Source organism: Pseudomonas sp. PDM20 (assembly GCF_014852575.3).
Classification (GTDB): domain Bacteria; phylum Pseudomonadota; class Gammaproteobacteria; order Pseudomonadales; family Pseudomonadaceae; genus Pseudomonas.
The window spans coordinates 6,637,565-6,646,015 of the sequence record NZ_CM181224.1; the positions used below are offsets into that span (position 1 = coordinate 6,637,565).

Consider the following 8,451-nt stretch of genomic DNA (forward strand, 5'->3'; position numbering starts at 1 on the left):
TTAATCTCTTAGGCGGGGGCGGTGGTGCGGGCGGCGCGCTGACGGCGCACCAGCTCGCCGGCCAGCGCCAGGTAGGCGAGGGCACCGCGCGATTGCTTGTCGTAGACCAGCGCCGGCATGCCGAAGCTGGGTGCCTCGGCCAGTCGCACGTTGCGCGGGATCACGGTGGTGTAGAGCTTGTCGCCGAAGTGCTCCTGCAACTGCGCGCTGACATCGTTGGTCAGGCTGATGCGCGGGTCGTACATGGTGCGCAGCAGACCCTCGATCTTCAGCGCCGGGTTCAGGCGCTCGGCGATGCGCTGGATGCTGTTCATCAGGTCGGTCAGGCCCTCCAGTGCGTAGTACTCGCACTGCATCGGGATGATTACGCCGTCCGAGGCGGACAGGGCGTTGACCGTCAGCATCGACAGCGACGGCGGGCAGTCGATGAGGATGAAGTCGTAGTTTTCGCGAATCGGCGCCAGGGCATGGCGCAGACGATGCTCCTTCATGTCCATTTCCAGCAGCACCACTTCAGCCGCGGTGAGATCGCGGTTGGCGGGGAGCAGCTGGTAGCCGCCGTGCTCGGAGAACTGCATGGCCTGGGCCAGGTCGCATTCACCGGTGAGCACGTCGTAGATGGAATGGTCCAGGGACAACTTATCCACACCGCTGCCGGTGGTGGCGTTGCCCTGTGGATCGAGGTCGATCAGCAGCACGCGTCGCTTGGTGGCGACCAGCGATGCCGCGAGGTTGATACAGGTCGTGGTCTTGCCGACGCCGCCCTTCTGGTTGGCGATCGCGAATACCTTAGCCATGGTTTTCCCCACTCCCCGTCATGCAGTGCGGCGCAGTATCAGCAGATGGCGCTGGCCTTGGCAACCCGGCACCGCCAGAGCGCGTTCGGCTTCGACCCGGAAATCTTCCGGGAGTGCCGCGAGCTCGTCGCTGGGGTGTACGCCTTTCATGGCCAGCCAGTTGGTCTGGGTGTCACCCAGGTGGCGCGTCCAGTTGGTGAAGTCCTCGAGGCTGCTGAAAGCCCGCGAGACGATGCCATTGAACGGCAGCTCCGGTTGGAAGGCCTCCACCCGGCTGTGGATAACCTGCAGGTTGTCGAGCTTGAGCTCCAGCTTCACCTGGGTCAGGAAGCGGGTCTTCTTGCCGTTGCTGTCCAGCAGGGTCAGGGATTTGCCGGGGAACAGGATGGCCAGCGGGATACCGGGCATGCCGCCGCCGCTGCCGACGTCCAGCCAGCGCTCGCCACCGGCAGCTTCGAACTGCGGGACGATGCTCAGGCTGTCGAGCAGGTGGCGGGAGACCATTTCATCCACATCGCGCACGGCGGTGAGGTTGTAGGCCTTGTTCCACTTGGCCAGCAAGGCCAGGTAATCCAGCAGGCGCTGCTGGGCGGCTTCGTCGATATCCAGGCCGAGCGTCCGGATGCCACGCGCGAGTTCTTCGGCGTGGCGGGCAGTGACCAGGGACATCAGGCGCTCTGCTCCAGCTGTCGACCGGACGAGCGCTTTTTCAGGTGGATCAGCAACAGGGAGATCGCCGCCGGGGTCACGCCCGGGATGCGCCCGGCCTGACCGAGAGTCTCTGGTCGTGCGGTGCCCAGCTTGAGTTGGATCTCCTTGGACAGCCCGGAGATGGACGCGTAGTCGATATCCACAGGCAGGCGGGTATCTTCGCTGGCTCGCAGGCGCGCAATCTCTTCCTGCTGGCGATCGATGTAGCCGGCGTACTTGGTACGGATCTCCACCTGTTCTGCGACCTGCGGGTCTTCGGCACCGGCGCCGGTCACTTCGGCCAGGCTGAGGTAGTCGATTTCCGGGCGGGCCAGCAGGTTCAGCAGGTTGTATTCGTGAGCCAGCGGAGTGCCAAAGCGCTCGGCGATAGCGTCGCCCTGCGGCGTGTTGGGGCGAACCCAGGTGCTCTTCAGGCGCTGTTCCTCGCGCTCGATGCCTTCGCGCTTGGCTTCAAAGACAGCCCAGCGCTCGTCGTCGATCAGGCCCAGTTCGCGGCCTTTCTCGGTCAGGCGCAGATCCGCGTTGTCCTCGCGCAGGATCAGCCGGTACTCGGCGCGCGACGTGAACATGCGGTACGGCTCCTGGGTGCCGAGGGTAATCAGGTCGTCGACCAGTACACCGATGTAGGCCTCGTCGCGACGCGGGCACCAGCTTTCACGGCCTTGCGAGCGCAGCGCGGCGTTGGCGCCGGCGAGCAGCCCCTGGGCGCCGGCTTCTTCGTAGCCGGTGGTGCCGTTGATCTGGCCAGCGAAGAACAGACCACCGATGACCTTGGTTTCCAGGCTGTACTTCAGGTCGCGCGGATCGAAGTAATCGTACTCGATGGCGTAGCCCGGGCGAACGATGTGCGCGTTCTCCATGCCGCGGATCGAGCGGACGATATCCAGTTGCACATCGAAGGGCAGCGAAGTGGAGATGCCGTTCGGGTACAGCTCGTGGGTGGTCAGGCCTTCGGGTTCGAGGAAGACCTGATGGCTGTCCTTGTCGGCGAAGCGATGGATCTTGTCTTCGATCGACGGGCAATAGCGCGGACCGACCCCTTCGATAACGCCGGAGTACATGGGCGAGCGATCGAGGTTGGACGCGATGATCTCGTGGGTCCGCGCGTTGGTGTGGGTGATCCAGCAGCTGACCTGGCGCGGATGCATTTCCTTGGAGCCCAGGAAGGACATCACCGGGATCGGCGTATCGCCGGGCTGCTCGGTCATCACGCTGAAATCGACGCTGCGGCCATCGATGCGTGGCGGAGTGCCGGTCTTCAGGCGGCCAACACGCAGCGGCAGTTCACGCAGGCGGCGGGCCAGGGCGATCGAGGGCGGATCACCTGCGCGGCCGCCTGAGTAGTTCTCCAGGCCGATGTGGATAAGTCCACCGAGGAAAGTGCCGGCGGTGAGTACGACGTTATCCGCATGGAATTTCAGACCCATCTGGGTCACTACGCCGCGCACCTGATCCTGTTCGACGATCAGGTCATCACAGGCCTGCTGGAATATCCACAGGTTCGGCTGATTCTCCAGGATCTCGCGCACGGCGGCCTTGTAGAGAACGCGGTCAGCCTGGGCTCGGGTCGCACGGACTGCCGGGCCTTTACGGCTGTTGAGCACACGGAACTGGATGCCGCCTTTATCGGTGGCCAGTGCCATGGCACCGCCCAACGCATCGATTTCCTTTACCAGATGGCTTTTGCCGATCCCACCGATGGCGGGGTTGCAGCTCATCTGGCCAAGGGTTTCCACATTGTGGGTGAGCAGCAGCGTCTTCACGCCCATGCGTGCGGCCGCTAGTGCGGCCTCTGTGCCGGCATGGCCGCCGCCGATCACGATCACGTCAAAACGGGAAGGGAAATCCACCACGCACCTCGTGCCTGTTGATCAAGGAGAAAGAAGAGAGCCGTACAGTATAGGGGGTAAGGGCTTTCGATTGAAGGCACCTGAACAAAAAATAGCCAACGGGTCCTGTTCGCCTCTATAGAAATTAAAAGAGAGGAATCTTTTTAAATCTTTTTAGAGCTTGTGTTTATGTATGGTGAAGCCGTTTTCTGTGGATAACCAACTCAAGGCCAAGTAACTCCTGAGTTTCAGAGGCTAACAACCCTGTGCCGATTCTGTACGTTGGCAGGGGATCTCCCGTGCCTAGCTTGTAGATTAAGTGCATTGTTATCAACAGGTGGATTTATCCACTGGATGAGGCAGGGTTTGTTAACGTATCTGTACGCGACTTTTCCACAAGGTTCGCGGAGGCCTGTGGAATGTACTATTTATGCTCTGTAAGCCCCGGATATCGGGCGTTCTATGGAGTTTATGGCTGTGGATAGCTGATCCTGGCGCTGATTGCCGGGCAGCCGGAGGCGCGGTGACGGGATGGACCCGTCACCGGCAGGGAAAAACAGCGTTGTGGATTACTTGCCGATGCAGAAGCTGGAGAAAATGCGTCCCAGCAGGTCATCCGGCGTGAAGGTACCGGTAATCTCGCCCAGGGCTTGCTGGGCCTGACGCAGGTCTTCGGCCAGCAGCTCGCCCGCGCCGCTCAGGGTGAGCTGTGCGCGGCCGTGCTCGAGGCTGTCTCCAGCCAGGCGCAGGGCCTCCAGATGGCGCCGGCGCGCGCTGAAACTGCTCTCTGCGGTCTGCTCGAAGCCCATGCAGGCCTTGAGGTGCTCGCGCAGCAGTTCCAGGCCATTGCCGGAGCGCGCGGACAGGGTGATGGTGACGTGGCCGTCAGAACTCTCTTCGAGCCCGATGCTCTCTGTGGATAAATCCGCCTTGTTACGAATCAGGGTCACGTGCGCCGGATCCGGGCGACTGTCGAGGAATTCCGGCCAAAGCGCGAAGGGATCGCTGGCTTCCGGCGCAGTGGAGTCCACCACGAGGAGGACTCGATCCGCCTCGTTGATGGCCTTCAGGGCGCGTTCCACGCCGATTTTTTCCACATGGTCATCGGTGCTGCGCAGGCCGGCAGTGTCGATGATGTGCAGCGGCATACCGTCAATGTGGATATGTTCGCGCAGCACGTCGCGGGTGGTGCCGGCGATATCGGTGACGATGGCCGCCTCACGCCCTGCCAGGGCATTCAGCAGGCTGGATTTGCCGGCGTTGGGACGCCCGGCGATGACTACCGTCATGCCGTCACGCAGCAGCGCTCCCTGACCTGCCTCGCGCAGCACCGAGGCGAGTTCCGCGCGTACTGCATCCAGTTGCGAGAGAACATGGCCGTCGGCGAGGAAGTCGATTTCCTCTTCCGGGAAGTCGATGGCAGCCTCGACATACATGCGCAGGCCGATCAACTGGTCGGTGAGGTTATGCACACGCTTGGAGAACTCACCCTGGAGTGAGCGCACGGCGTTGCGTGCGGCCTGCGCGGAGCTGGCTTCGATGAGGTCGGCAATGGCTTCGGCCTGGGCCAGGTCGAGCTTGTCGTTGAGGAACGCGCGCTCGCTGAACTCGCCGGGGCGGGCCTGGCGGGCGCCCAGCTCGAGGCAGCGCTGCAGCAGCATGTCCATCACTACGGGGCCACCATGGCCCTGCAGCTCCAGCACGTCTTCGCCGGTGAAGGAATTCGGGCCGGGGAAGTACAGCAGCAGGCCTTCGTCGATGACCTCGCCATCATCAGCGTGGAAAGGCCCGTAGTGGGCATAGCGCGGTTGGGGCTCGCGGCCGCTCAGGGTGATCGCCATGGTGCGCGCACGAGGACCGGAGACACGGACGATGCCCACCCCGCCACGGCCCTGGGCGGTGGCGACGGCGGCGATGGTTTCACGGGCTGCATTCATGTCGGCGGTCTCGCGGTTGTTGTCGTGGCTCGCGGCAAGGCAAAGTTATCCACATAGCAAAACGCCCCACGAGGGGGCGTCTTGTCGATCGGTGTCGGGCGGCGATGTCAGGCAGAAGCCTTCTTCGCGGCCGCTTCGATCCGACGGGTAATGTACCACTGCTGTGCGATGGACAGGCAGTTGTTCACAACCCAGTACAGCACCAGGCCGGCCGGGAACCACAGGAAGAAGAAGGTGAAGATGATCGGCATCAGCTTCATCACCTTGGCCTGCATGGGGTCCGGCGGAGTCGGGTTGAGCATCTGCTGAACCAGCATGGTGGCACCCATGATGATCGGCAGGATGAAGAACGGATCCTTCACCGACAGGTCGACGATCCAGCCCAGCCACGGGGCCTGGCGCATCTCGACGCTTTCCAGCAGTACCCAGTACAGGGAGAGGAAGACCGGCATCTGAACCAGGATCGGCAGGCAGCCGCCCAGCGGATTGATCTTCTCCTTCTTGTACAGCTCCATCATCGCCTGGGACATCTTCTGGCGATCGTCGCCGTGCTGTTCCTTCAGGGCTGCCAGTTTCGGCGACACGGCGCGCATGCGGGCCATGGAGCGGTAGCTGGCGGCGGACAGCGGGAAGAAGGCCAGTTTGATGACGATGGTCAGGAAGATGATCGACCAGCCCCAGTTACCCACGAGGTTGTGGATATGTTGCAGCAGCCAGAAGATCGGCTGGGCGATGAACCACAGCGGGCCGTAGTCGACGGTCAGTTCCAGACCCGGAGACAGTTCCTTCAGGTACGCCTGCAGTTTCGGGCCGGCATACAGGGTCATGCTGGTTTCGCCCTTGGCACCCGGCGCAACGGTCAGGTTGGGACCGGTGTAGCCGACGATGTAGTTGCCCTGGGCGTCCTTGCGGGTCATCACGCTGTGGGTATCGCCCTTCGCGGGAACCCAGGCGGTGACGAAGTAGTGCTGCAGCCAGGCTACCCAGCCACCCTGGACGGTTTCCTTGAACTGCTCCTTGTCCATGTCCTTCATGGACACTTTCACGTAGGGCTTTTCAGGGGTCCAGACCGCAGCGCCGAGGTAGGTCGATACGCCGGTAGCGGTGGTGGAGGACGGATCGACGCTGGCGTCACGCTTGAGCTGGGCGAACAGCGAAGCGTTCCACGGTTTGTCGCTCTGGTTGTCGATCAGGTAGCTCACGCCAACCTGATAGGCATTGGGGTTGATGCACTCGAGCTTCTTCTGTGCCTTTTCCTTCTCGGTGCAGTCGTTTTTCAGGCCGCGGTGGAAGGTGAAGCGCTTGATGTAGCTGACGCCATCCTGTGCATAAGTCAGGTCGACCACCATCTGGTCCTGGCCGTCGGCCAGTTCGTAGACGGGTTTGGCCGAGGCGTAGAGCGGGCGACCGCTGGCAGCGGCATCCGGGCCGTTGGCGCCGGTCAGGCCGCTCTGGGCCAGGTAGGTGCGCTGGTTGTCACGCTCGAAGAGCGGGAACGGTACGTCCGGGCGATCCTGGCGCAGCGGGTACTGGGTCAGGCCGAGCTTGATCACGTCGCCGCCGCGCGGGTCGATGGTCAGGTCCAGGACATCGGTCTTCACGCGGATCAGCTGTTCGCTGGCTGCAGCCGGCTTCTGCTCATTGGGCAGGCTGGCCTGGGCGTTCTGCGTGGTGGGTACGTCGGCATTGGCCGCATTGCCGGCAGGCACGGAAGTGTCCGGCAGGCCTTCAGTCTGATTGAAGGTCGCGGTCTGCGCCGGCAGTTCGGGCTGGCCGTAGTCCTTGTTCCACTGGAGAACCAGCGCGTAGGACACGATTGCCAGGGCGACGAATAGGATTGAACGTTTGATGTCCATGGTTACTCGGCCGTCGAGGAAGGGGCGGGCTTGGAAGGATCTGGCGGTACCGGATCGTAGCCACCGGGATGCCAGGGGTGGCAGCGGCCTAGGCGACGAGCGGCCAGCCAGCCACCACGCAGGAAACCATGGGTTTCAATGGCTTCTTGCGCGTAGCAGGAACAGCTGGGGTAGAAACGACAGTGCCTGCCCATCATGGGACTGATGGCGTAGCGGTAAAACTGGATCAGTAACAGCGCCAGTCTACGCATGGGAACTGTCGGCCACTCCCGGAGATTCTGTCGAAGGTTCCGGGCTGGGCCGGTTGCGCAACAGGCGCTTCCAGAGTTTTCCGAACTGCTGATGCAGCTCTTCGTTCTCCAGATCGCCGAGGCCCTTGCGCGCGATCACCACGATATCCAGGCCGGCCAGCTTCTGCTGGTGATGGCGGAAGGATTCACGGAGAAGGCGTTTGAGGCGGTTGCGCTCGACGGCGAGCTTGACGTTCTTCTTGCCGATCACCAGGCCCAGGCGGGGGTGATCGAGACCGTTTTCGCGCGCCAGCAGCAGGATGTGCTTGCCGGGAACCTTGGAGGTGGGGGAGTCGAAGACTGCTGTGAATTGCCGGGCTGTCAGAAGACGTTTATCCCGGCTGAAATCTCGACTCACCACCTGTGTCAGACAAATCAGACGGTCAGACGCTTACGGCCCTTGGCGCGACGACGCGACAGAACCTGACGACCGTTCTTGGTGGCCATGCGAGCGCGGAAGCCGTGCACGCGAGCGCGCTTGAGGGTGCTGGGTTGGAAAGTACGTTTCATGATTCGGTACCTGGGTTTGACGACATGAGGTCGCAGTGACCCCGTTTAAAGAGACCGGCGATTCTAGTGAAATCGCGCGGTCAGGTCAATTTCCAACCAGACCCCGATACAAAATCTATAGAAAGGGAGGAAATCTCTTTTTCTAGAGATTGAAGCGATGATTATGTTTATGGCGGCCAATGCCTGTGCATAACTGTCCTTCAGCCTTTGAACAAGCGCCTCTGAGGAAATGATAACCCTGTCGGGAAGTCGTGGGCCGCTTGTGCGGAGCCGGTTGGAAAGCTGGGTATGGAATGCGGATTTTTCCACAGGGATTTTTTCCACAGAACCATCACCAGGGTCATCCCCTGCCCCATCAAGCTGTTATCCACAAGGTTCAAGGCGCTATTACCCGACCACCGGTAAAATCATTAACACCTTGATTTTGCTTGCATCCCGGCACGCTTAACTGTGGATAAGTTGGTCCGGCGGGGATACAATAGCCGCCTGTTTCGCTTTGCGACTTCTTTTGGGGGATATCC

At 61.8% G+C, this 8,451-nt stretch carries 8 protein-coding genes; all 8 read right to left on the reverse strand.

Annotated features, from left to right (window positions below; translation table 11 throughout):
* Positions 1–8: 8 nt before the first annotated feature.
* Positions 9–797: a ParA family protein gene (locus IB261_RS30450; protein WP_024765005.1), complete on the reverse strand. Its 789-nt coding sequence runs from the start codon at positions 795–797 to the stop codon at positions 9–11.
* Positions 798–815: 18 nt separating this feature from the next.
* On the reverse strand, positions 816–1,466 hold the full coding sequence (gene rsmG / locus IB261_RS30455) for a 16S rRNA (guanine(527)-N(7))-methyltransferase RsmG (protein WP_192383501.1): 651 nt from the start codon (positions 1,464–1,466) through the stop codon (positions 816–818).
* Positions 1,466–3,358 carry a tRNA uridine-5-carboxymethylaminomethyl(34) synthesis enzyme MnmG gene (gene mnmG, locus IB261_RS30460; RefSeq protein ID WP_081518990.1) on the reverse strand — a complete coding sequence of 631 codons (1,893 nt, stop codon included), beginning with the start codon at positions 3,356–3,358 and terminating at the stop codon, positions 1,466–1,468. Before mnmG ends, rsmG begins: the two co-directional genes overlap by 1 nt.
* 548 nt (positions 3,359–3,906) lie before the next feature.
* The gene (mnmE, locus tag IB261_RS30465; RefSeq protein WP_192225656.1) at positions 3,907–5,274 is read right to left on the reverse strand and encodes a tRNA uridine-5-carboxymethylaminomethyl(34) synthesis GTPase MnmE; all 1,368 of its coding nucleotides are present in this window, start codon (positions 5,272–5,274) and stop codon (positions 3,907–3,909) included.
* 107 nt (positions 5,275–5,381) lie between these two features.
* Positions 5,382–7,130, reverse strand: coding sequence for a membrane protein insertase YidC (gene yidC, locus IB261_RS30470; RefSeq protein WP_081518988.1), 1,749 nt, complete (start codon positions 7,128–7,130; stop codon positions 5,382–5,384).
* Positions 7,131–7,132: 2 nt separating this feature from the next.
* Positions 7,133–7,381 (reverse strand): membrane protein insertion efficiency factor YidD, encoded by a 249-nt coding sequence (gene yidD, locus IB261_RS30475; protein ID WP_015479779.1) that lies wholly within the window; start codon positions 7,379–7,381, stop codon positions 7,133–7,135.
* Positions 7,374–7,781 carry a ribonuclease P protein component gene (gene rnpA, locus IB261_RS30480; RefSeq protein ID WP_081518987.1) on the reverse strand — a complete coding sequence of 136 codons (408 nt, stop codon included), beginning with the start codon at positions 7,779–7,781 and terminating at the stop codon, positions 7,374–7,376. Before rnpA ends, yidD begins: the two co-directional genes overlap by 8 nt.
* 14 nt (positions 7,782–7,795) lie before the next feature.
* Positions 7,796–7,930, reverse strand: a complete 135-nt coding sequence (gene rpmH, locus IB261_RS30485; protein ID WP_003100258.1) for a 50S ribosomal protein L34 — start codon at positions 7,928–7,930, stop codon at positions 7,796–7,798.
* Between the last annotated feature and the right edge of the window lie 521 nt (positions 7,931–8,451).